The 23,257-nt window shown below is 50.2% G+C and carries 18 protein-coding genes and 1 tRNA gene; 1 reads left to right on the plus strand and 18 read right to left on the minus strand.

Annotated elements, in window-relative coordinates:
* Nucleotides 1-109: 109 nt before the first annotated feature.
* From FYJ45_RS02310 to FYJ45_RS02345, 8 genes are all read right to left on the minus strand, one after another.
* Nucleotides 110-883, minus strand: a complete 774-nt coding sequence (locus tag FYJ45_RS02310) for a type IV secretory system conjugative DNA transfer family protein (protein ID WP_154463295.1) — start codon at nt 881-883, stop codon at nt 110-112.
* Nucleotides 880-1,362 carry a PcfB family protein gene (locus FYJ45_RS02315; protein WP_154463297.1) on the minus strand — a complete coding sequence of 161 codons (483 nt, stop codon included), beginning with the start codon at nt 1,360-1,362 and terminating at the stop codon, nt 880-882. Before FYJ45_RS02315 ends, FYJ45_RS02310 begins: the two co-directional genes overlap by 4 nt.
* A 110-nt stretch (nt 1,363-1,472) precedes the next feature.
* Nucleotides 1,473-1,826, minus strand: a complete 354-nt coding sequence (locus FYJ45_RS02320; RefSeq protein WP_154463298.1) for a DUF7768 domain-containing protein — start codon at nt 1,824-1,826, stop codon at nt 1,473-1,475.
* A 172-nt stretch (nt 1,827-1,998) separates the two neighbouring features.
* A complete protein-coding gene (locus FYJ45_RS02325) occupies nt 1,999-2,904 on the minus strand; it encodes a DUF6017 domain-containing protein (RefSeq protein ID WP_154463300.1) in 906 nt (301 codons plus the stop codon).
* A 211-nt stretch (nt 2,905-3,115) separates the two neighbouring features.
* Nucleotides 3,116-5,308 carry an alpha-galactosidase gene (locus tag FYJ45_RS02330; RefSeq protein ID WP_154463302.1) on the minus strand — a complete coding sequence of 731 codons (2,193 nt, stop codon included), beginning with the start codon at nt 5,306-5,308 and terminating at the stop codon, nt 3,116-3,118.
* A gap of 110 nt (nt 5,309-5,418) precedes the next feature.
* Nucleotides 5,419-5,892 carry a hypothetical protein gene (locus FYJ45_RS02335; protein ID WP_154463304.1) on the minus strand — a complete coding sequence of 158 codons (474 nt, stop codon included), beginning with the start codon at nt 5,890-5,892 and terminating at the stop codon, nt 5,419-5,421.
* Between the two features lie 371 nt (nt 5,893-6,263).
* Nucleotides 6,264-7,745 (minus strand): sulfatase family protein, encoded by a 1,482-nt coding sequence (locus FYJ45_RS02340; protein WP_154463305.1) that lies wholly within the window; start codon nt 7,743-7,745, stop codon nt 6,264-6,266.
* Between the two features lie 157 nt (nt 7,746-7,902).
* Complete coding sequence (locus FYJ45_RS02345; protein ID WP_021635658.1) at nt 7,903-8,964, minus strand: DUF3048 domain-containing protein; 1,062 nt, start codon at nt 8,962-8,964, stop codon at nt 7,903-7,905.
* Nucleotides 8,965-9,424: 460 nt separating this feature from the next.
* Here FYJ45_RS02345 and FYJ45_RS02350 point away from each other — a divergent pair.
* Nucleotides 9,425-9,497: transfer RNA gene (locus tag FYJ45_RS02350), tRNA-Thr, on the plus strand.
* A gap of 131 nt (nt 9,498-9,628) precedes the next feature.
* Here the strand turns inward: FYJ45_RS02350 and FYJ45_RS33020 are convergent.
* The 10 genes from FYJ45_RS33020 to yajC all read right to left on the minus strand — a co-directional run bounded on the left by FYJ45_RS33020 (nt 9,629) and on the right by yajC (nt 22,914).
* Complete coding sequence (locus FYJ45_RS33020) at nt 9,629-10,024, minus strand: GNAT family N-acetyltransferase (RefSeq protein WP_276891438.1); 396 nt, start codon at nt 10,022-10,024, stop codon at nt 9,629-9,631.
* A gap of 8 nt (nt 10,025-10,032) precedes the next feature.
* Nucleotides 10,033-10,908: a mechanosensitive ion channel family protein gene (locus FYJ45_RS02360; protein WP_154463309.1), complete on the minus strand. Its 876-nt coding sequence runs from the start codon at nt 10,906-10,908 to the stop codon at nt 10,033-10,035.
* Entirely contained in the window at nt 10,905-13,331 is a 2,427-nt protein-coding gene (glgB, locus tag FYJ45_RS02365; RefSeq protein WP_154463311.1) for a 1,4-alpha-glucan branching protein GlgB, read from the minus strand. Before glgB ends, FYJ45_RS02360 begins: the two co-directional genes overlap by 4 nt.
* 23 nt (nt 13,332-13,354) lie before the next feature.
* The gene (locus FYJ45_RS02370; protein ID WP_154463312.1) at nt 13,355-14,602 is read right to left on the minus strand and encodes a DUF1015 domain-containing protein; all 1,248 of its coding nucleotides are present in this window, start codon (nt 14,600-14,602) and stop codon (nt 13,355-13,357) included.
* Between the two features lie 192 nt (nt 14,603-14,794).
* A complete protein-coding gene (locus tag FYJ45_RS02375; RefSeq protein WP_154463314.1) occupies nt 14,795-15,958 on the minus strand; it encodes a phosphoglycerate dehydrogenase in 1,164 nt (387 codons plus the stop codon).
* Nucleotides 15,959-16,034: 76 nt separating this feature from the next.
* Nucleotides 16,035-17,117 carry a 3-phosphoserine/phosphohydroxythreonine transaminase gene (gene serC, locus FYJ45_RS02380; RefSeq protein WP_276891435.1) on the minus strand — a complete coding sequence of 361 codons (1,083 nt, stop codon included), beginning with the start codon at nt 17,115-17,117 and terminating at the stop codon, nt 16,035-16,037.
* A gap of 578 nt (nt 17,118-17,695) precedes the next feature.
* On the minus strand, nt 17,696-19,381 hold the full coding sequence (gene ilvB / locus FYJ45_RS02385) for a biosynthetic-type acetolactate synthase large subunit (RefSeq protein ID WP_117531730.1): 1,686 nt from the start codon (nt 19,379-19,381) through the stop codon (nt 17,696-17,698).
* 107 nt (nt 19,382-19,488) lie between these two features.
* Nucleotides 19,489-21,153 carry a dihydroxy-acid dehydratase gene (ilvD, locus tag FYJ45_RS02390; RefSeq protein ID WP_021636551.1) on the minus strand — a complete coding sequence of 555 codons (1,665 nt, stop codon included), beginning with the start codon at nt 21,151-21,153 and terminating at the stop codon, nt 19,489-19,491.
* Nucleotides 21,154-21,213: 60 nt separating this feature from the next.
* Nucleotides 21,214-22,296: a 3-isopropylmalate dehydrogenase gene (leuB, locus tag FYJ45_RS02395; protein ID WP_154463316.1), complete on the minus strand. Its 1,083-nt coding sequence runs from the start codon at nt 22,294-22,296 to the stop codon at nt 21,214-21,216.
* 294 nt (nt 22,297-22,590) lie between these two features.
* On the minus strand, nt 22,591-22,914 hold the full coding sequence (gene yajC, locus FYJ45_RS02400) for a preprotein translocase subunit YajC (protein ID WP_021636549.1): 324 nt from the start codon (nt 22,912-22,914) through the stop codon (nt 22,591-22,593).
* Nucleotides 22,915-23,257: the final 343 nt, after the last annotated feature.

Below are 23,257 nucleotides of genomic sequence, written 5' to 3' on the forward strand. Positions count from 1 at the left end.
TGTTTTTCTGTCAGGAAAACAATTCGCAGAAACAATTACTTTTAAAATGACTAACCTATCTGTAGAGATCCCAAATCGGCACGAAATAATCTGCCGGATGGAACATCATTTAATTTGCCGGACAACAATAAAGCAGAGCTTCCGCTTTCTGCCAGAAGTCATCGCCGCCTTTGGCTTCGCCCTGGGTGTTGGTCATGATAACTGTTACAAGGGTCAGAATGTCCGTTTCGCTATGAAGGTAAACGAAGGGGTTATAGTGCATTGAGCAGGAAAAATCAATGGTGTTCAGCACCTTGATTTTATACCCGCCACGAACCAGCGCACGCCCGACTTCCTCTATGACGGTGCCCTTCGGATCTGAGCAAACATAGCTGGCATTCATTTGGAGCAGGTTGGGTTTAATATGGTAGCGGGTCTTTCCCGAACCACTTCCCCCGATGACCAGTACATTCAGGTTGACGTTGCGCTTTTCGGGGGCTGCAATCTTTCCCAGTGTCAACCGTTCCGAATCAGACAGCAGAATATTCTGCGAAAAGTCCGGGTCGATAAACGGCTCAATATCCTTTTCAGTACCCCAGCGGGCAGTGCCGTATTCAGCGCCACGCCGGTATTTCCTGGCGTTCTTGGCCTTCTGATAAACGATGAACCAGACCAGCACACCACAGGCTGTGCCTACGAGCAGGTCAAAGGGATGGATACTGGGGAGAGGGTTGGCAAACGCTTCTCCGATTTTCAGGAACGCCCCCAGAATCTTATCCAGCACATCCGCACCAGAAGCCATGCGGTAAGCCTGCCCCAGCTTGGTCGCAATCAGGCCGATAAAGATATACGGCAGAGCGGCCTTTAACAGCTTGGCAGTATTGATTTTCGGCAGTTTCTTCATCTGTCCACCTCCTGGTGTTTATTCCGGGAGAGAGATTTCGCCATCTCTTTGACAACCTCCTGCAACTGTGAAAGCTGCTTGCGGATCGAAGGCTTTTCCTTAGACTGATTTTTGACTACCTTGCCAGAATACTCACGAAAAGCAGCCGTCAGAGCGTCAGCATCTTTACTCTTGAAAAAGACAAGATACCGGGGCGGCTGGCTGGAAGTATCCCTCTTGAGAGCGAAATCAATACCGTATTTACGAGCGACACGCTCAAAAGACTTGATGTTGCCATCTGTGATCTCGATGTTGCTGACCCCAGCACCCTGCCGGACAAGGTGCTTCACACTTTGCTTGCCCTTGTAGACCTTGGGGTTTTTCTGCTTTTTCTCCATTTCCGCAAGGGCTTTCAAGAGTGCGGCTTTCAGTACGTTGCCGGTCAGCTTCGTGGCTTTGATGCTCAGTGCCACGGATTTGTTTTCAACTTCTTCCTGCATACCTCATCACACTCCTTTCTCTGGCAGGAATGCTGAAAAAGGGATTGACTAAGGCGGAATCACCAGTCGATGCAGCAGGAAACGCATCAACCTGTGAATGGAAACCAGCATCAGACATCTACCTCGTTTTCCCCCTGAGAGCGGATTTTAAGGATACCGTCCAGGGTAGTAGCAGTAATGCCGAGACGCTGTGCCACAGCGATGTCGTTCTTGACCGACTCGTCAACTTCGTCCCCGCAGACGATCAGAACATGACTACGGCGTAGCAGCTCACGGGCCATATCAATGCCGTCTTTGTGTTCAGCGGGGATACTGTCACGCAGGAAATGTGGAAGATAGATCACCGGGCAGATGGGGGTAAACCCAGCTTCGTAAACCTTGCGGCAGTAAACCGCAGCCTGGTCGATGACGGTAAATTCGCCGCCTTTCCAGACGGCGGTAATGTAAGCGAACGGTTTTTTCATGGGAAGTTCCTTTCTCCGGCTGTGCCGGTGGCAAAAAACGGCCCCATGTCAAGAATAAAATGAACGCACACCGTGTGCGTTCTTGACACAGTGCCATTCATTTGTATTTGGGTAATCAAGGGGGCTGACCAGAGGACTGGTGCAGCCGCCCAAACGTGATTATAAAAAACAGTTACCCACCGCCGTAAAGGTCATGGTTGACCAAAGCTGTGTAGTAACTGCTGATCGTTGTGGGGGCATTATACAGAGCAGTTAGAAGGTAAGCCCGGATATTTCGGACTTTCGTAGTGTTCTCCTTCAGACAGTCAATCACATAGTTGATATGCTCTGAGTTGAGTTTCAGTAAGCGGCTCCTGACCACTTCTCCGTAGAAATCCTGACCGCCAATGCGTATCGTGGTCTTGGTGCTGGAAAGCGTGTCTACCATGATGTCAAGTATCTCATCCAGTATGTCGGCATTATAGCCAAGGTTCTGTTTCAGAATATCGTAGTCAATATTCTCTTTTAAGATTTGACGGTAAGACCGCATCGTATCCATCGCATCAGCCGCCGCAGGCGTTCTATCTTCCAGCAGCCCTCTGGCCGGATAGATAGATGGTTCAGTATCATTCAAATCAGTTTTATTTATCTCAGTATTATTAGTGGCCGTTTTCCGGAAGTCTTGACTTCCAGTTTGCGGAACTTTAGACTTCCGTTTTTCGGAAGTCAAGACTTCCGCTTTCCGAACAAAGTTCTTGACGTAGATCTTGGTTGGTTTACCCTGACCCTGTTTCTTGCGCTCGATCAGTCCGTGTTTATCCAGTTCTCCAAATAGACCCACCGCTTTGGTGTGGCCGCAGCACAGATACTCTAGAGCGTCCTCCAGGGTAAAGTAGATGAATACCCGATTGCAGTCATCCAGCCAGCCATTCCGAACTGACAGCCCCATGCGGTCAAGCATAAGACCGTACAGGATTTTGGCGTCGGAAGATATGCGCCGATAGCTGGGGTCAGTGAACAGCACTTTGGGTATCCGGTAAAATGTGTACTGTTCCGCTTCGTCGCCGTAGAAGTAGTCCAGCATGGCGGGTTCTGGCATAGGGTTCCACCACCTTTCCGCAGGCGGCAAAGCTAAAAATGGGCGTGAAAAAAGGACACCATTTCAAAATAGTGTCCTTTTTCGTGTATTTTGCTGAAAACCCGTGTCTTTAGAGCCGTCTGTTGTTAAGAAATTTAGTAGTTTTGTTGGTTCCCTAACAACACTTGCCTAACCCTTCCGGGTATTCTGCCGCAGGGACTTATTTTTTTAACTATTCCTCTGCCTTCAGTTCAAACTGTATGGCACGGAATTCTCCGGATACGGAAGGTATGGAAATTCCCGCATTCATGAGGGCGCTGCCGCTGATTACCCGGCCGTCCTCCAGCCTGTATTTTGCAGACGCATCCAGGCCTTTCAGCTTTACAAATATCGGTTTATTGTTCGCCCTGACATGGGTGATCACCAGATTAAACAATGCCTGCTTCTTATCCGCGGAAACGAAGGACCAGGCTACGAACTCTTTTCCGTCTCCGGGTGCGTTCAGGCGGTAGTAATCTCCCTGATGCACCAGCTCATAATATTTCTTATAGTCGGCAACCTGCTTCTTTACCTGCTCCTTTTCTTCTTCAGGAAGCGTGTTCAGATCCAGTTCATAGCCGAAGCTGCCCGCCATGGCGACCACGCCTCTGGTGGCAAAGGGCGTAATTCTGCCTGTCTGGTGGTTCGGGCATGCGGATACATGGGAGCCCACTGCGCCGACAGGATACAGGAAGGAGGTGCCATACTGGATATCCAGCCGCTCAATGGCATCCGTATCATCGCTGCACCAGATCTGAGGAGAATAATACAGCATGGCTGCGTCAAACCTTCCTCCTCCGCCGCTGCAGCCTTCAATCATCAGATCCGGGAACGCTGCCGTCAGCCTTTCCAACAGTTCATATACGCCCAGCATGCAGCGGTGATAAACCTCACCCTGTTTTTCCTTCGGCAGCGAAGCGCTGTAAATGTCACACATGCTGCGGTTCATATCCCATTTCACATAATCGATGTGCGCATGGGAAAGGATGTCCGACATTCTTTCAAACAGATAATCCCGGACCTCCTGTCTTGACATATCCAGCACCAGCTGGAAACGGCTGCGGTTGGGCTTTCTGCCCGGAATCTGAAGCGCCCAGTCCGGATGCGCCCTGTACAGATCGCTGTCCTCCGAAATCATCTCCGGCTCAAACCAGAGGCCGAATTTCATGCCCATGGCATTGACCTTTTCAGAAAGGCTGGAAAGGTTGGCCGGCAGCTTCTCCAGGTTCACATACCAGTCGCCGAGGCCGGAGTTGTCATCGTTTCGCTTTCCAAACCAGCCGTCATCCAGGACCAGCATCTCTATGCCCAGGTCGGCCGCCTGCGATGCGATCTTCAATATCTTCTCTTCGTCAAAATCGAAATATGTGGCTTCCCAGTTATTAATCAGGATGGGGCGTCTTGCATATTTATATTTTCCTCTGCAGATATGGTCGCTGATGATTCTGTGGAAATTATGGGACAGCTGCGTAAAACCGCTGCCTGAATAGCTCATAATCACCTGCGGTGTTTCAAAAGTCTCTTCCGGCTCCAGGCGGAAGCAGAAATTCTCAGGATGAATTCCCATTACCACCCGGGTCTGTCCCATCTGATCCACCTCTGCGCCTGCCAGGAAATTGCTGCTGTACACAAAAGCCATTCCGTAGCAGTCTCCCGCATCCTCAGTCGTCTGCGGCGTACAAAGTATCAGTGAAGGATTATGGTGGTGGCTGGAGGTTCCTCTCCTGCTTCCCACGGAAACGGTGCCATGGCAGAGAGGCGTGCGCTCCATCTGGCGTTCCATGGCATGTCTGCCGTGGAAATGGATCATCTCCCACTCCCCGAAGCCCATGTCCAGGCATACGGACAGCATTTTTTCCAGAGAAATGGTCCCTTTTGCAGTATTGCGAAGCTCCGCCGCACGGGTAATCACGTCTTCCTTCTCAAAAACACCATATTTAAGAACCAGCTCCAGACCGGTAGCCGCATCCTTCATCAAAATGGTCAGCGTGCTGCTCTCGCCGTTCTCATCATACACTGCGGGCATTCCTGTCACCTTATAAGCCCCTGCCGTAATCTCATGGGAAACATAACGGAAATCAGCAGCTCTTGTGCCGTCCGGATTCACCACCTCAATACAGGAGGTACGGTAATCGCCCACGCCGGCCGAAGGATATTCCTGCGGCTGGATATCCAATGAAAAGGTTCTGTCGCTTCCCGCTTCATACGGGTTGCCTGAGAACCCGGAATCCGAACTCCACAGCAGATAATCCATCGTGCTGCCTTCCACCTTCCCGCCATAATAAAGGTGCTGTAAAATGTTGTATCTGCCTACCATCATCTGGTAGGTGCTTCCCGCTGTCTGCAGGGTGAAAATTTGGGTGGCTTCATTATAAGTTATTGCCATGTTCAAGGTCTCCTTCCCGATATATCCAATTAACTCCATCATATGAAAACAGGCTCCCCCTGTCAATCCTTTCCTGTTAGCTCTACCTGTCAATTTGTCTTATGTTTTGTTCAGGGGCTGTCCTGATTTTCCCCTGTACAGGAAAAGGCAAGCCGATACCGGGCCTCCTGCCCGTTCTTTCCGGCCATAACCTCCACCTGCAGATTTTCTTCAGCCCGGATTAATTCCCAGGGAATTTCAACGAATACCGAGCCGGATGCTTCATAAACAGCGCCCGTCCGGATTAACAGCTTACGCATATCCTCATCTCTGACCGACATACCGCCAATCGCCGGCTGCGTTTCCCTTGCCTGCGCCCTGTCCGCCGGCATTTCCCTTCCCAAAAGTGCGGCGGCCGTCAGTCCTGCCGCGAAGCCCATACAAAGCCCCTTTCTTTTTTCGGCGCGCAGGATGTTCTTTCCCTTATTCTTACAGCGCGGCTCCTTAATGACCCGGCGCCTTTCCGGTTTCCGGTCCCGGATACGGCGACAGCTGCCTTTGCTGTCTTCTGACAGCTTTTCTTTTATTTCTATGCTTTCCTTCAATATTACTTCCCTTCTTTCCGTCCAAACCCGCTTCCTTTTTCCGTAATATGCCGGTTCTATGCCAATCCTGAACAGACATGTCTATTGATACCATGGGAATCCGCCCTTACCCGGGCAAAGAATAAAAAGATAAGATAGATATTAGAAAGCAGACCTTACGGCTGCGTATTTGTGATTATACCACAGTCTTTTCCTATTCAAAAGACCGTTAATCATAAAATTTCTGTTAACTGTAATTAAAAGCTGAAAGGGGCATCCCTCTATCCAGGAACGCCCCTTCTGCTGCCATATGTGCAGTTTTCCCGCATCCGGCTTTTCGCAAAGCCAATAAAAAAACTATTACGGATTGGCCGTATGAAATTTTCCCACCATTATCTGGTTTTCCTGCTCTCCATTATTTTCTGGATACGCGCTTCCATATCCGTTACAACGCTTCTGTATTCCCATGCAACATTCTCTCTTTGCCCTATATCGTAGTCCATATTATAAAGCTGGGGATCATGGGACAGGCCCGTTTCGATCCGCACCTGCTTCATATAAGGAGAACCTTCACTGGGGGAAAGGTAGGTCCAATTGCCGCTGCGTAACATTTTGCCGCACGTAACATCTTCCACCAACAGCTCTTTTCTTCCGACGGGATCCTTGCCGACAAGCGCTGCATACTGATCCTGACTGTCGATGGCCGCATCATCCGGCAGCTCCATACCCAACATATCTGCGAAGGATGCAAACAGATCCACCTGGCTTATCAGCGCATGTGTAACGCCTTTATGTTCCAATCCCGGCCAGCTTACGATAAAAGGTATTCTGCTGCCGCCGTCAAACTTGCTGTACTTACCGCCGCGTAAGGGACCTGTCGGTTTATGCGTGCCGTTTAATTCATAAGCTCCGTCCAGATAGCCGTCATCCAGTACCGGACCGTTATCACTGGAGAATACGATCATCGTATCTTCCAGAATCCCCAGCCGCTGCAGCTCTTTGTACAATTCGCCGACACACCAGTCCATTTCCACAATCACATCGCCACGGGGTCCCAGTTCTGTTGCACCGCGGAAACGCCCGGAAGGCACACGCGGAACATGAGGCTGGTGCAGCGCATAATAGAGGAAGAAAGGCTGTTCTTTTTCCTGGGTGGCATCAATAAATTTAATCACTCTGTTCAAGAAGGTTTCTGCAAGATCTTCATCTCTCCAAAGCGCCTTTTTACCGCCGCGCATGTAACCAATTCTGCCGATGCCTCCTATAATGCTCATGTCATGGCCATGGGAAGAACGCATATTCAACAGTTCCGGATTCTTATAATATGTGGGGATATCATCAAACACACATTCTTCATCATATGTTACCTCTATCGGATCCTCCGGTTCAAGATTCACGACTCTGCGTCCTTCTATATAAACGCAGGGTACACGATCTGCAGTTGCCGGAAAAATAAAGGATTCATCAAAGCCTAAATCAATCGGGGTCAGGTTGATATCCTGATTCCAGTCGATAGGCGCATTGCCGTCACTCAGTCCCAAATGCCATTTGCCTACAATACCGGTGTGATACCCCGCGCGTTTAAACATAGCAGGCAAAGTATCCACGCCCTGCTCAATGATGCACTGTGCGTCACCGGGCAGGATATGAGCCCTGTCATTTCGGAACGGATAGCGTCCGGTGAGAATGCTGTAGCGGGCCGGCGTGCAGACTGCAGATGTAGAATACGCATCTGTAAACCTAAGGCCATCGGCACAAAGTCGATCCAGATTCGGCGTCTCAATCTGATGGGTTCCATAACAGCCCAAATCTCCGAAGCCCAGATCATCCGCATATACGATAATAACATTACGTGGAGCGCGTTTTATACTCATTTTGTCCTCTTTTCATATCAGGAGACAGAGCGCCTTCTTATCAGCATGTCCTCTGTCTCCTGCAGCCTTCATTTACTGCTAATTATATATTTACATTTGTAACAGGCCGTCAGAATGGCTCATTGACTGTTCCGGCCTGACAGACACTGTGTCCATTTTACGAATAAACAACTTTTCTTTCCTTCTGGGCAACCGCTATGTATGTTTTTCCTTCGTTCAGCTGGATTTCATTTCCGGCGTCATCAAAATATCTGGTGGGGCCGTAATCCGTGGTCTTCTGCCAGGTAATATGGATACATTTTCCCTTGGTAAAGTAATAGCCGTCCTCTGTGGTATCATAATTATAGAATGCAAGATATCCCTTCGCATCCAGAGTCATCCACTTGGAATTCTGTACGATGACATTGGCAAATGCCAGCTGCTGCCCGTTTACCGCATCCTTATGTGCCTTTCCATGGATGGTCTTATAATACAGGCCGTCTGCCGCATTGTAGGTAAATCCGGTCTTGGTATAAGGGAATACATTGGACAGGTTGATCTTGTTGGCAGTCTGTGCTGCGGCGCCATACTGTGCAAGCGTATTTACGCCCGCTGCAAAGTTAAAGTGCTTGGGGCTGTAATACTGCGGCCTGAGCGCCAGGGAATAGCCCAGCTGTGTACAGGCATTGGTAATTCCGCTGCCGCTGATATAAGCGTTATGGGGCGCTTTTCTGTCGTTGCTTCTGAAGAATGCATTCGCTCCGGGTGCATTTCCGCCAGTGCCATATTCATAGGTCCCGGAAAGGTTGTTGATATCAGGCATGCTGATACGGTCTTTCATATACCATACACCGCCGAAATGAACCAGAATAGGATCCCATTCCGTTGCAATCGGAATATAGTAAGCACGGCAGCTTCTGATATTTCCGATTCTGGAAAGTCCCTGCCAATCATCAATGATTGCCAGCTGACGGGAAATATCCCCTTCTTCCATTACTTCATAAAGCACCTTCGCATGGCTGATACCGTAGGACGGCTGCGCCGCCTGATCTGTGGGCATCATAATGGCGATCGGCCTGGAAGCGGCCTGTGCGGCAGGAACCCATTCATTGGTATATACGCTTCTCACATAACCTGCCGGCCCTTCCTCCGCATTTACTTCGGCCGCCGGCGCCGCTGCCGCCACACAGAGCACCGCTGCCAGAAGTGCTGACAGGGTCTTAATTTTTTTCCTAATCATCTTTTACCTCCTTTTTCCCCTTTCAAATTAAAACCTGTCCCAAAAACAGGTATGATTCTATAGTACTCACTTCTGACAATTCCGTCAACTTCCTGCAGTGAATTCCGAAAAGATTTCGGAAATATTAAGATATTCGTCAGGAATGTGCATAACATAATCTCTTCGTACCCTATCTATATCTCTTATCCTTTACATACTGATAAGAACAGGGACCCGACACTTCATTATTTTTATTAAATCCCGCCCTTACAGAACACCCGGTTACAGTGAACCAGCGTCTCTTATATATTGTGTTAAATTATATATTGGCCAGCAACTGCGTAAATCTTGAAATTTTCCATTTTACTTCATTTTGAATACAGGCTCCAGAAAATCGGCGGTGAAAAATAGTTGAAAAAAAGGAAAAAATACTCTTGCCAAAACAGGAAATACCATATATAATAAATGACGTTGGTAATTCGCTGGAATAGCGCAGTTGGTAGCGCAACTGATTCGTAATCAGTAGGTCGAGGGTTCGAGTCCCTTTTCCAGCTTTATACAATTGATTAGACGTAGTATTATGCCCCATAAGAAATAAGCTTAGTTTATAACAGAAAGCTTCTGTTACAAATTAAGCTTATTTTGTTTGGCGCCATTCCAATAGGAGATATGGCACCAAACCTTGTTATTGTTTTACTTCAGTAACCTGCTGTAATAAACATTCCATATCTCCAACAGTATACGGCGCCCCTTCATATTTCCGGTATCCGGTATTAACGAATCCATTACTGATATACCAGTTTCTGAGCCTGATATTATCGTCTATCATACCCAAAATAATTTTCTTTTTCCCGGATTGCACCGCCTTCTTCCTGCAAAAATCCAGCAATTCCGTACCATACCCATTATTTCTATATTCCGGAAGGATAATAATATCATTCAGTTTGCAAACATTCCCTGCCATTTTTATGCCAAGGAAACCGACCAATCGGCTTTCCAAAAAATACCCATACATCAGTACTCCCTCATCAAATTCTTCTTGCAAACGGCTGCAGGGCAAAGCCGCTCTGCCTCTTTCCACCTGAAAATTCAGGCCTTTTCCTTTTTAACTGCATCCAGATGCACATCCATCTGAGGAAACGGAATCCCTATCCCATTTTCATCAAAGGCGTATTTGATTTCCTCCAGCATGGCCCAGCGGACAGGCCAGAAATCCTCCGTACGCGTCCAGAACCGCATTCCCAGCACCACGGAGCTGTCTCCCAGGTCATCCACGAAAATGCTGTATTCCTTGTCCTTCAGGATCTTCTCATTGGTTTCAATGAGCGAGGTAATCACCGATTTGGCCTTGCGGATATCCGACTGATAGGAAATGCCCACCTTCAGCTCCACCCTGCGGTTATCCTCATTGGTCACATTGGTAATACTTGTATCGGCCAGCGCGCCGTTGGGCAGGAGGATAATTTTATTGTCAATGGTTGCCAGCTTTGTATAAAAAATAGTGATTTCAGAAACCGTACCTTCATTTTTATGATTATCCTCAATGATGTAATCCCCGACACGGAAGGGATGCAGGAGCATAATCAGAATACCGCCGATACAGTTTTTCAGGCTGCCCTGGAAGGCAAGTCCGATGGTTACTGTGGCAGAACCTATGACTGTGGCAATGGTCGTGGCGTCAATGCCCAGCTTTACGGCAATCTGGAAAATGAGGAACGCATACAGCCCCACCTTCAGCGAGGAATCCAGAAACTGCTTTGCTTCCTTGCTGGCATTGGCACGCTTCAGCGCATTACCTGTCAGCTTTCTGATAAAACTGATGATTCGGGAGCCAATCAGAAATGCGACGATGCAGAAAACCACGCGGATGAGCAAATCCAGAAGGGACTGGGGCGCAGCCTTTAAAAGCTTCTGCCCCAGCGCCAGCTCCTCCGTCACATCCGCAGTCAGCAGAATCCAGCTCATTGCCCGTCCGCCTTCCTGCGGCTTTTAACCACTTTCACGGGCTTTTCCACCTCTCCTTTTTCCGCAATGACCTCATCCACCTCAAACACCTTTTCGGCCAGTTCCTCCTTCAGTGTTTTGGCTGCCGCTTTCTTTGCTCCCTTTTTTTTCCTGGCGGCTTCTCTTGCCTTCTTTTCCTTTTCCGCTTTTTTCTTTGCGATTTCCTTCAGCTCCTCTTTCGTATAGGGCTGGTAGGAAAAAATACTGATGCCAAGGGGGGCCTGTGTTATTTTTATAGAATACTCCCTTCCGTCGAAGGGTTCCTCCAGCGCGGTCTTCACTCTGGGATTCACCCTGCCTTCCCCTCCGAAGGCTTTGGCGTCGGAGTTAAGTATTTCCTTATATTTTCCGTTAAAGGGGACGCCCACCTGGAAATTCTTCCGCTCCACATTGGCAAAATTCAGTACAATCAGAAGCATCTCCTCCGGCTTGTCCGCCTTTCTTACAAAGGACAGGATGCAGTCGTTGGCGTTGATGCAGTTAATCCATTCAAAGCCGTCCCAGCTGGTATCCTTTTTATACAGGGCAGGCTGCTTACAGTACAAATGATTCAACGCTTTAACAAACTCGCTCAGGCCCTTATGATCCGCGTTTTCAAGAAGCTCCCATTCCACGCTTCTGTCTTCGTTCCATTCGTCATATTCCCCGATGTCCTGTCCCATGAAAAGGAGCTTTTTCCCGGGATGGCACATCATAAAGCCATAGCTGGCCTTCAGATTTTCGAACTGCTCCTGCCTGTTTCCGGGCATTTTGCCGATCATGGAAGCTTTGCCGTGCACCACCTCATCATGTGAAAGCACCAGCATAAAGCGTTCGCTGTACGCATAAACCATGCTGAAGGTAAGCTCATTATGACAGCCGGAACGGAAATAGGGATCCTGCCTGATATAGCTGAGGAAATCATTCATCCAGCCCATATTCCACTTCATGTCAAAGCCCAGGCCGTCCTCATCCAGGCTGCCTGTCACCTTTGGCCAGGCGGTAGATTCCTCCGCTATGGACAGCGCGCCTTTTCCCCGTTTGTGAATCATGCTGTTTACATGCTTCAGGAATTCCATCGCTTCCAGGTTCTGGTTCCCTCCGTAAATATTAGCCACCCATTCCCCGTCATTTTTACCATAGTCCAGGTACAGCATGGAGGCCACCGCGTCCATACGGATGCCGTCCGCATGATACTGCTCTATCCAGAAAAGCGCATTGGCAATCAGATAATTGCGCACCTGCGGCCTTCCATAATTATAAATCAACGTTCCCCAGTGGGGATGCGCCCCCTGTCTGGGATCCTGGTGCTCATACAGGCAGGTGCCGTCAAAAGCGGAAAGCCCATAGGTATCTCTTGGGAAATGCGCGGGCACCCAGTCAAGGATTACGCCGATCCCCGCCTTATGCATTTCATTCATGAAAAACATGAAGTCCTCCGGCGAGCCATAGCGGGAGGTGGGCGCATAATAGCCGATGACCTGATAGCCCCATGAGCCGTCGAAGGGATGCTCCATAATGGGCATCAGTTCGATATGGGTATAGCCCATTTCCTTCACATATTCAATGATCCTGGGAGCCAGTTCTCTGTAATTGCAATAGGTCCTTCCGTCCTCCGGCTTGCAGAAGGAGCCCAGATAAAGCTCATAAACGCTGACAGGTTCTTTGCTGTAATCTTTTTTCGCGCGCTTGTCAATCCAGTCCTCGTCCTCCCAGGAAAAGCCTGAAATATCTCTGATAACCGACGCGGTTTCCGGACGAAGCTGCTGGGCAAAGGCATAGGGATCCGCTTTCAGGTAGGTCAGCCCTCCCTTCACCTTCAGTTCATATTTATAATTCTGTCCTTCCAGATCTCCCGGGATGAAAATCTCAAAAATACCGGAATCCCAGAGTCTGCGCATCTGATGCACCCGGCCGTCCCAGCGGTTGAAATCGCCTGCCACGCTCACCCTTACGGCATTAGGGGCCCATACTGCGAAATGTACGCCCTTTACGCCGTCGATACAGCAGCTATGTGCGCCCAGAATTTTATAAGCCTCATAATGAGTGCCCGCCGCAAAAAGATCCGTATCCTTCTTGGTTATCACGGGGCCGAAGCGGTAGGGATCGATGATTTCCTCCGTCTTTCCTTCCGGATATTCCACGCGGTACACATAATCCGTTACCCCTTTTCCCGGAATCAGGGCGGCAAAATATCCGGCCTCATCCGCCATTTCCATTTTTACTTCTTTGCCGGTTTCCCCGATTACCGCCGTAACCTGGGATGCCCCCGGCTGAAAGGTTGCAAGCAGCGTGGAGCTTCCCACGGTGTGCGGCCCCAGAAGCTTATGGGGATTATCCTCCTCCGAATAAATAACCGCCTCGATCTCCGGCCAGTTCATCAACTTATACAATTTTTCTTTCATCCAGATTCCCTCAACTTTCCGCTCTATTTTTCACGCAGGCTGTGAATAAAAAGCCCGCTTCTTAACTTGGGTTCAAACCATGTGGACTTGGGCGGCATCAATTTTCCCGCGTCAGCTACCGCAAACAGCTCCGAGATGGAGGTGGGATACATGGCAAATGCCACCCTGCAGTCTTCGTTCACCCTGCGTTCCAGCTCCTTCATCCCCCGGATGCCTCCTACAAAATCAATGCGTTTGTCCGTTTTGGGGTCTTTAAGGCCCAGCACCGGCCCCAGCAGGTTGTCCTGCAGGATGGATACATCCAGCCCCTTCACCGGATCGGTCGGGCAAATCTCCGGCCTCGCCTTCAGGCGGTACCATTTCCCGTCCAGGCACATGCCGAAAACAGCCTTGGCCTCCGGCCTGTGGGAAACGCCTTCCCCACATTCCTCTATATCGAAGGATTCCCCGATTTTACCAAGAAATTCCTCTTCTGTGTAACCATTGAGATCTTTTACCACCCGGTTATAATCCATAATCATCAGCTGATCATCCGGGAAAAGCACGGACAGGAAAAAGTTAAAGGGCTCTTCCCCCGTATATCCAGGCTTCGCCTGCCTTCTCATCTGGGAAACCTTCACTGCGGATGCACACCTGTGATGTCCGTCCGCAATATAAATCTCATTGATTTCGGAAAAAGCGGCATGGATGGCATCCACATCCTGCGCCCTCCAGATACACCATACCCGGTGCGTAATTCCATCCTCCGCCGTAAAATCATAGAGCGGTTCTTCTTTCTTATACGCTGCAACAATTTCATTGATAACGGGCCTGGAACGGTATGCCAGAAAAATGGGTCCGGTCTGTGCGTCGCAAGCTTCCACATGGCGTATCCTGTCGACCTCCTTATCCGCCCTGGTGTTCTCATGCTTTTTAATCACCTGCCCAAGATAGTCATCCACGCTGGCGCAGGCGGTAATGCCGGTCTGGGATCGTCCGTCCATGATAAGCTCATATATGTAATAAACCGGGCTTTCCTCCTGTACAAAGTATCCTTCCTCAATCCTTTTCCAAAGCAGTTCCCTCGCTTTTTCGTAAACACAGTCCGCATATACATCCACACTGTCGTCAAACTGTGTCTCCGCCCTGTCAACAGACAGGAAGGAAAGCGGTTCCTTTTGCACCTCGGCCTTTGCCTCGGCCCTGTTATATACATCATAAGGTAACGCTGCAATCCGCCCTTCCAGGCCCTTCCTCGGCCTGTATGCGCAAAACGGTCTGATTTCTGCCATCCTCTACCTCCGGTATCCGTTTTCTTTTTATTTTAAGTATAACTGATTCTTTCCATGGATACAAGTGCTTCCCCTGCCGCGGGCACAAAAACACGAAGCCTATATGCCGTAAAAAAGTCTGCCCGCACAGAGAAAAAACGTTCGGCAAGCCCCATTAGAAGCTGTCCCGGACGTTTTATCCATTGACATTATTTATTTTACAACCCTGACACGGATAACTCCCGGTATGGAGCGGAGGGTGTCAATGATCTCCTCGCTGGGGCGTTCCTCCACATCCAGCATCGTGTAGGCTATATCTCCCTTGGATTTGTTGGTCATGTCGGAAATGTTGATGCCGTTATCACCGAACAGCGCTGTAAACTTGGTAATCATATTGGCCACATTTAAATGGAAAATAGCAATACGGCCGGCCTGATCGCAGATTCCCATGTCACAGTTGGGGTAATTCACACTGTTGTTAATATTTCCGTTTTCCAGGAAGTTCTTCAGCTCCTTAACCGCCATAACCGCGCAGTTGTCTTCCGATTCCTCCGTGGAAGCTCCCAGATGGGGAATAACGATGCAACCGGGCTTTCCTGCGGTAGTGGTATTTGGGAAATCGGACACATACTTGCGTACTCTGCCTTTTTCAATACCGGCAAGCACCGCTTCTTCGTCCACAAGCAAATCACGGGCAAAGTTCAGCAGGATAACGCCGTCCTTCATTTTACTGATGGCATCTTCATTGATCATTTCCCTGGTGGAATCAAGCAGCGGGACATGGATGGTAATCACATCGCAGTTTTCATAAATTTCATCCACATTAATCACATGCTTGACATCCCGGCTTAAGTTCCATGCGGCATCTACGGAAACATAAGGGTCATAGCCGTAAACCTCCATACCCATATACTTCGCCACGTTGGCAACCTTGACGCCGATTGCCCCCAGGCCGATGATTCCCAGCTTTTTATCCTGTATTTCCGTTCCTGCAAAGTTCTTTTTCACCTTTTCAGCAGCCTTGGCGATGTCCGGATTGCCTTTATTTTCTTCCACCCAGTTAATTCCGCCGACGATGTCGCGGGAGGCCAGGAGCATGGCGGCAATGACGATTTCCTTCACACCGTTTGCATTGGCGCCCGGCGTGTTGAATACAACAATACCTTTTCCGGCGCATTTATCCAGAGGGATGTTGTTCACACCGGCTCCTGCCCTTGCCACCGCAAGAAGATTGGCCGGCAGCGGCATATCGTGCATGTTGGCGCTTCTTACGAGGATGCCGTCGGCTTCCTCAATATTATCCGTTTTTACATAGTCCTCGGTAAAACCCTCCAGCCCCACCTGTGCGATGGGATTCAGGCAATGATATTTAAACATAGCGGTACTCCTTTTCTTTTTACTTGAAACATTTCAGATAACCAAACCGTTACTTTTGCTTTAATTCTTCCGATTTTCAGGCATTCTCCGCTTCAAATTTCTTCATGAATTCCACCAGCTTCTCAACGCCCTCCACAGGCATTGCATTGTAGATGCTGGCGCGCATGCCGCCCACGCTTCTGTGGCCCTTCAGGCTTTCCAGGCCGGCTTCTTTGGCTTCCTTTACGAATTTGGCATCCAGCTCTTCACTTCCTGTGATGAAAGGCACGTTCATCAGGGAACGGTCTTCCTTGCGGACAGTGCCTTTAAAGAGGCTGCTCTGATCCAGGAAATCATACAGAATAGCTGCTTTTTTCTCATTCAGCTCCTTAATGGCGGACAGGCCGCCCATTTTCTTCAGCCATTTGAATACCTTGCCGCAGATATAGATGCCATAGGCCGGAGGGGTGTTGTAAAGGGACCCCGCATCCGCATGGGTTTTGTACTGGAGCATGGTAGGTGTGCCGGGGAGTACATCCCCGGTGATAAGGTCTTCCCGGATGATGGCGATAACAACGCCCGCAGGTCCTATATTCTTCTGCACGCCGCCATACATAACGCCGTATTTTGTAATATCCACCGGTTCGGAAAGGAAGCAGGAGGACACATCGGCAACCAGCGTCTTTCCTTTGGTGTTGGGAAGTGTTTTAAATTTAGTACCGTAAATGGTATTGTTTTCACAGATATAGACATAGTCCGCATCCTCTGAAATGGGGAGATCGGAGCAGTCAGGTATGTATGAGAAGGTTTTGTCTTCAGAAGAGGCGATCTTGTTCGCTTTTCCATACTTGCCGGCTTCCTGCCATGCTTTCTTTGCCCATTGGCCGGTAACGATATAGTCGGCCACCTTGTTTTTCATCAGATTCATGGGAATCATGGCGAACTGCTGGCTTGCGCCGCCCTGCAGGAAAAGCACCTTATAATTATCAGGAATCCCTATCAGATCCCGTAAATCCGCTTCCGCTTCATCAATAATCGTCTGGTAGGTTTTGGAACGGTGGCTCATCTCCATAACGGACATGCCGCATCCTCTGTAATCCATCATTTCCTCTGCAGCTTCTTTCAGGACTTCCTCAGGCAGAACTGCCGGTCCCGCTGAAAAATTATAAACTCTTGCCACTTCTAATTCCTCCTCATGTTAAGTCCGGGCCTGTCGGGCTGTCCCGGTCCGGTAGCTTTTATTGTAACTGCGCGGTGAATTGCAGTTAACGTTTATTTTACATAGTTCACTCACTTTAGTCAACTACTACGTTAAACAATTTATGTGCTTTTTCTGCAAATATATGCTTTGAGTCCCGCCGAATCCCTGGCCGGCTCCCTGTGGCTCCCCCTGTATGGCGTCCCCCCGGCGGGCTATGCTTTCTGTGCGGGCACGCTTTCGCTCGGTTAAAAACGCAGCGGTACTAACGACGCAAAGTACGCGTCGTAAGGACCGGCGTTTTTAGACGACCCGCACAGAAAGCATAGCCCGCCGGGGGGACGCCATACAGGGGGAGCCACAGGGAGCCGGCCAGGGATTCGGCGGGACGCGAAGGTTTTTGCAGGAAAAGGACATAACGGGTAGGATGGGGCTGCTTTTACTTTTAATAAGTATGCCGGATACTTTGGAAGTGTACCCGGCAAGTGTTTTTTTATTTTTTGGGGGCTGGGCGGCTTTTTTTGGGGTGGAAATTCAGATGGCCTGCCTCGCAGCTGTAATTAAGAGTTTGGTGTCGGCGGCAGGTCATCTGCGTCGAAGACTTCGCTGATGGCGGCGCCGGGGGATACCATGGGGAATACTTTGTCGTCTTCGGGGATGATGCATTCGATTAGGACGGGGGAGCCGGAGGCGATTGCTTTGTTTATTGCGGGGGCTACTTCTTCTTTTTTGGTTACACGGATGGCCATACAGCCGAGGCCTTCCGCTACTTTGCAGAAGTCCACTTTATCTGCCAGGATGGTCTGGGAGTATCTGTGGTCGTAAAAGAGGGTCTGCCATTGTCTTACCATTCCCAGTACGTGGTTGTTGATTACGATCTGGATGATGGGGATGTTGTAGCGGCTGGCGGTGGCCAGTTCGTTCATGTTCATGCGGAAGCAGCCGTCTCCTGCAATGTTGACGCATATTTTATCCGGGCGTCCCATTTTGGCTCCTATGCAGGCTCCCAGGCCGTAGCCCATGGTGCCCAGGCCGCCGGAGGAAATAAAGGTACGGGGCCTGGTGTAATGGTAGTATTGCGCCGCCCACATCTGGTGCTGGCCTACATCGGTGGTGATGATCGCATCGCCGCCGGTAATGCGGTCCAGTTCTTCGATTACGTAGGGGCAGCTCAGCTGGCTTTCGTCGTATTTGAGGGGGTATTTTTCCATCAAATCACGGATATGGGCCGTCCATTCGCTGTGGTCGCACTGGGGAAGGCTTTCGTTGAGGGTGTCCAAGATTTCTTTCAGGTCTCCTACGAGCGCTGCGTCGGCCCGCATATTTTTGTTGATTTCGGCCGCGTCAATATCTATATGCAGAATTCTGGCATTGGATGCGAATTTTTTGGCGTTTCCCACGACACGGTCGGAAAAACGGGCGCCCAGGGCAATCAGCAGGTCGCATTCGCTCACGCCAAGGTTGGAGGCTTTGGTGCCGTGCATTCCGATCATGCCGGTATAGAGGGGGCTGTGTCCGTCAAAGGCGCCTTTTCCCATCAGGGAATCACAGACGGGAGAATCCAGCTTCGCAGCAAACTCCCTGACCTGTTGGGCCGCTCCGGAAAGGACTGCGCCTCCGCCCACATAAATATAGGGTTTTTTTGACGTTGTAAGAAGCCTGAGGGCGGCTTCCACTTCCTCCGGGGTAAAACGGCTGCCATGCTCCGGCGGCTCCGGCTTCTTCGGCGTGTATTCGCAGAGGGCTGCAGTCACGTCCTTGGTTACGTCCACGAGAACCGGGCCGGGGCGTCCGGAAGCCGCGATATGGAAGGCTTTGCGAAGGGTATCCGCCAGGATGCTCACGTCTTTTACGATATAGCCATGCTTTGTGATGGGCATGGTCACGCCTGCGATGTCCACTTCCTGGAAGGAGTCCTTTCCCAGCATGGGCAGTGTTACGTTGGCGGTAATCGCCACCATGGGAATGGAATCCATGTAGGCTGTGGCAATGCCCGTCACCAGATTGGTGGCGCCGGGGCCGCTGGTGGCCAGGCAGACTCCCACCTTTCCTGTGGCTCTTGCGTAGCCGTCAGCTGCATGTGCCGCCCCCTGTTCATGAGAGGTGAGCACATGAAAAATTTCATCCTGATGTTTATACAGGGCATCATATACATTGAGGATCGTTCCCCCGGGATAGCCGAATACTGTATCCACGCCCTGTTCCTTCAGACATTCTACGATGATTTCCGCTCCTGTCAGCTGCATACATTCCTCCGTTCCGCCGTTGTTTCACGGCACTGCATTTATCACTTGCGCCGGGCGGCAGTGAGGAACATGCGATTTTCCCCCGACTGCCGCCTTTGGCATTCTTTTTATTTGATTTCCAGGATGGCTCCTCGGTTGGCGCTGGTAACCATCTTGCGGTATCTGTCCAGATAACCGGAGGTTACCTGGGGCTGTCTGGGCTGCCATTTGGCGCGCCTTTTCTGCATTTCTTCATCGGAAACCTTCACATCCAGACGGTTTTCGGGGATGTTGATGCTGATGATATCTCCCTCTTCCACCAGTGCGATAGGGCCGCCCACCGCTGCCTCCGGGCACACATGGCCGATGGAAGCGCCTCTGGATGCGCCGCTGAAGCGGCCGTCCGTGATCAGGGCGACTGTGGAACCCATTCCCATGCCGGCAATGGCAGAGGTGGGATTGAGCATTTCACGCATGCCGGGGCCGCCCTTGGGGCCTTCGTAGCGGATTACCACCACATCCCCGGGTACGATTTTGCCTCCCTTGATGGCGGCAATGGCATCGTCCTCGCAGTCAAATACTCTGGCCGGGCCTTCATGGACCATCATTTCCGGGGCTACGGCGGAACGCTTCACAACAGCTGTCTCCGGAGCCAGATTTCCCTTCAGCACGGCGATTCCGCCGGTTTCAGAGTAGGGATTTTCTATCGGGCGGATTACATCAGGGTTCTTGTTGACGCAGCCGGCAATATTTTCAGCTACCGTCTTTCCGGTAACGGTAATGAGATCCGTGTATAACAGATTCTTCTTGTTCAGTTCGTTCATAACCGCATAGACGCCGCCCGCTTCGTTCAGGTCTTCGATGTAGGTGGGGCCTGCCGGGGCCAGGTGGCACAGGTTCGGTGTTTTAGCGGAAAGCTCGTTGGCGATTTCCATGTTCAGCTCCACGCCTGCTTCATGGGCGATGGCAGGAAGATGGAGCATGGAGTTGGTGGAGCAGCCAAGGGCCATATCCATGGTCAGGGCGTTTAAGAATGCCTTTTCCGTCATGATGTCTTTCGGCTTGATATCCTTTTCCACCAGCTGCATGATCTGCATGCCGGCATGCTTTGCCAGACGGATTCTTTCGGAGTAAACCGCAGGGATGGTGCCGTTTCCTCTAAGGCCCATGCCCAGCGCCTCCGTCAGGCAGTTCATGGAATTGGCCGTATACATGCCGGAGCAGGAGCCGCAGGTAGGGCATGCTTTTTCTTCAAATTCCTGCAGTTCCTCCATGGACATGGTTCCTGCGGCAACGCTTCCCACCGCTTCAAACATGGAGGAAAGGCTTGTTTTATGTCCGCACACATGTCCCGCCAGCATGGGGCCGCCGGAAACAAAAATAGTGGGGATATTGATTCTTGCGGCAGCCATCAGAAGGCCAGGAACGTTCTTGTCGCAGTTGGGGATCATTACCAGGCCGTCAAAACCATGGGCCATGGCCATACATTCCGTGCTGTCACAAATCAGATCTCTTGTTACCAGGGAATATTTCATGCCGACGTGTCCCATGGCGATGCCGTCGCATACGGCGATGGCGGGGAATACAATAGGGGTGCCGCCGGCCATGGCAACGCCCATTTTTACCGCTTCCACAATTTTATCCAGGTTCATATGCCCCGGAACGATTTCATTATAGGAGCTGACAATACCGATGAGGGGACGTTGTCTTTCCTCTTCCGTTATTCCCAGCGCATTAAACAGACTTCTGTGGGGTGCCTGCTGCACTCCTGTTTTTACCGAATCACTTCTCATAGCTTAGTCTCTCCTTTCGGTTTTACAGCTGTCATTCAGCCTTCGCCAAACTGCAGCGATCTATATTCTTTCTGCAAGCAGGGCGCCCATTTCACGGCAGCCTACTTTTTTGCAGCCTTCGGACATGATATCCGATGTTCTGTAGCCGTCCTTAAGCACCTGTTTTACGGCGTTGTCCACCGCATCCGCTTCCGCAGACAGGTCAAAGCTGTAGCGCAGCATCATGGATGCGCTTAAAATGGTGGCTATGGGGTTGGCAATGTCCTTGCCAGCGATATCCGGCGCGCTGCCATGGCTTGGCTCATAAAGGCCGAAGCTGGTATCATTTAAACTGGCGCTTGCAAGCATTCCGATAGAACCGGTTACCATACTCGCTTCATCGGAAAGGATGTCGCCGAACATGTTCTCTGTAAGAATAACGTCAAACTGCGCCGGATCCTTCACAAGCTGCATTGCACAGTTGTCAACCAGCATATGGGAAAGCTCCACCTGGGGGTAATCCTTTGCCACTTCATTTACCACGTCACGCCAGAGCCTGGAGGAATCCAGTACGTTGGCCTTATCCACGCTCGTCACCTTTTTCCGGCGCTTCATGGCGATATCAAAGGCTTTTATGGCGATCCGCCTGATTTCATTTTCATTATAAGTAAGGGTATCCACCGCCGTACGGATGCCGTTTTCCACAGTGGTTTTCCTTTCGCCGAAATACAGTCCGCCGGTAAGCTCCCTCATGATCATCATGTCAAATCCGGCTTTGCTGATTTCTTCCTTCAGCGGGCAGGCTCCCGCCAGTTCGTCATACAGTACTGCCGGACGCAGATTGGCGAACAGGCCCAGCGCCTTTCTGATGGCGAGCAGTCCTGCTTCCGGACGTTTCTGCGGCGGCAGCTTATACCAGGGGGAGGTGTTGGCATCTCCGCCGATGGAGCCCATCAGCACCGCATCGCTGCTTTTTGCAGCCTCTATTGCTTCCTCCGTCAGGGGAACGCCGTGCGCATCAATGGATGCGCCTCCCAGAAGGATTTCCGTATACTGTATGGTATGGCCGAATTTCTCCGCCACCCTGTCCAATACTTTTCTTGCTTCTCCTACGATTTCCGGTCCGATTCCATCTCCCGGAATACATCCGATATGTAATTCCATAACTGCCTCAATCCCTTCTTCCTATCAGTCTTCCTCTCCGCGTCAAACGGCCTGAAACCCTGTCCGGGAGAGGATTATCCCTTTTATCATAGACCAAAATATGCAGAATTTCAACAAAAAGAACCTTCGGAAAAGAAAAACAGCCATACCCTTTCGATATGGCTGTAATAACCTGCAGTAATAGAAATGTATTCTGTTATAGCTTCAGTATATGGCAGTAAAACAAAAACCTGCCTTTACCGCTTCCCCGCAGCAGTTCAACTTGCAAAACCTCTGCGCTTCTTTTCCTGCATCTTATTCGTCAGCGTTTGCCTTCTCTACCTGTGCAATGGCTGACTTCTGCATGGGGATACGGCAGTTTTTATTATTACCGAATTCTACGATTACAGTGTCATCCGTAATATCGATCACGATTCCATAAAATCCGCTGCTGGTCAGAATGCTGTCTCCAATTTCAAGAGATGAAAGCATGGCGTTCATCTTCTTCTGTTCTTTCTTCTGGGGACGGTACATTACGAAGTAAAAGAAAGCTCCGAAAATAACGACGTACATTAAAATTACGCCAATCATACTTCCTGGACCTGCTGCGGCTGCAGCTTCACTCGCTAAAATTCCCATTTTTTCTTAATTCCTCCTACGTCAGGCTGAAACGCCCTGAAAATTTGAACCGTATGCGGGGTGACCGCATACATATCTAACAAACATCATACACAAAAATGTGGCAAGGGGCAAGTCCTTTTGTCCAGTTTAATGAAATTTTAGATTTGGGAGGGGGAGCTGAAAAGCGTATCCGGCTGGGGCGGGTGCTGGGAAGGGATTGGGGGCCGGGATGGGAAAGGGGTTTTTGCAGGTGCAGATTATACCGGGCATTGCGAGGAGCCCAGGACAAAAATGTCAGGTGGGGCTTCCATTTTTTTTGGTCTCCTCTTCATGGTATAAAATGCACCTGCAAAAACCCCTT

Origin of the sequence: Eisenbergiella porci (assembly GCF_009696275.1) — a bacterium.
In the GTDB taxonomy this organism is placed as follows: Bacteria; Bacillota; Clostridia; order Lachnospirales; family Lachnospiraceae; genus Eisenbergiella; species Eisenbergiella porci.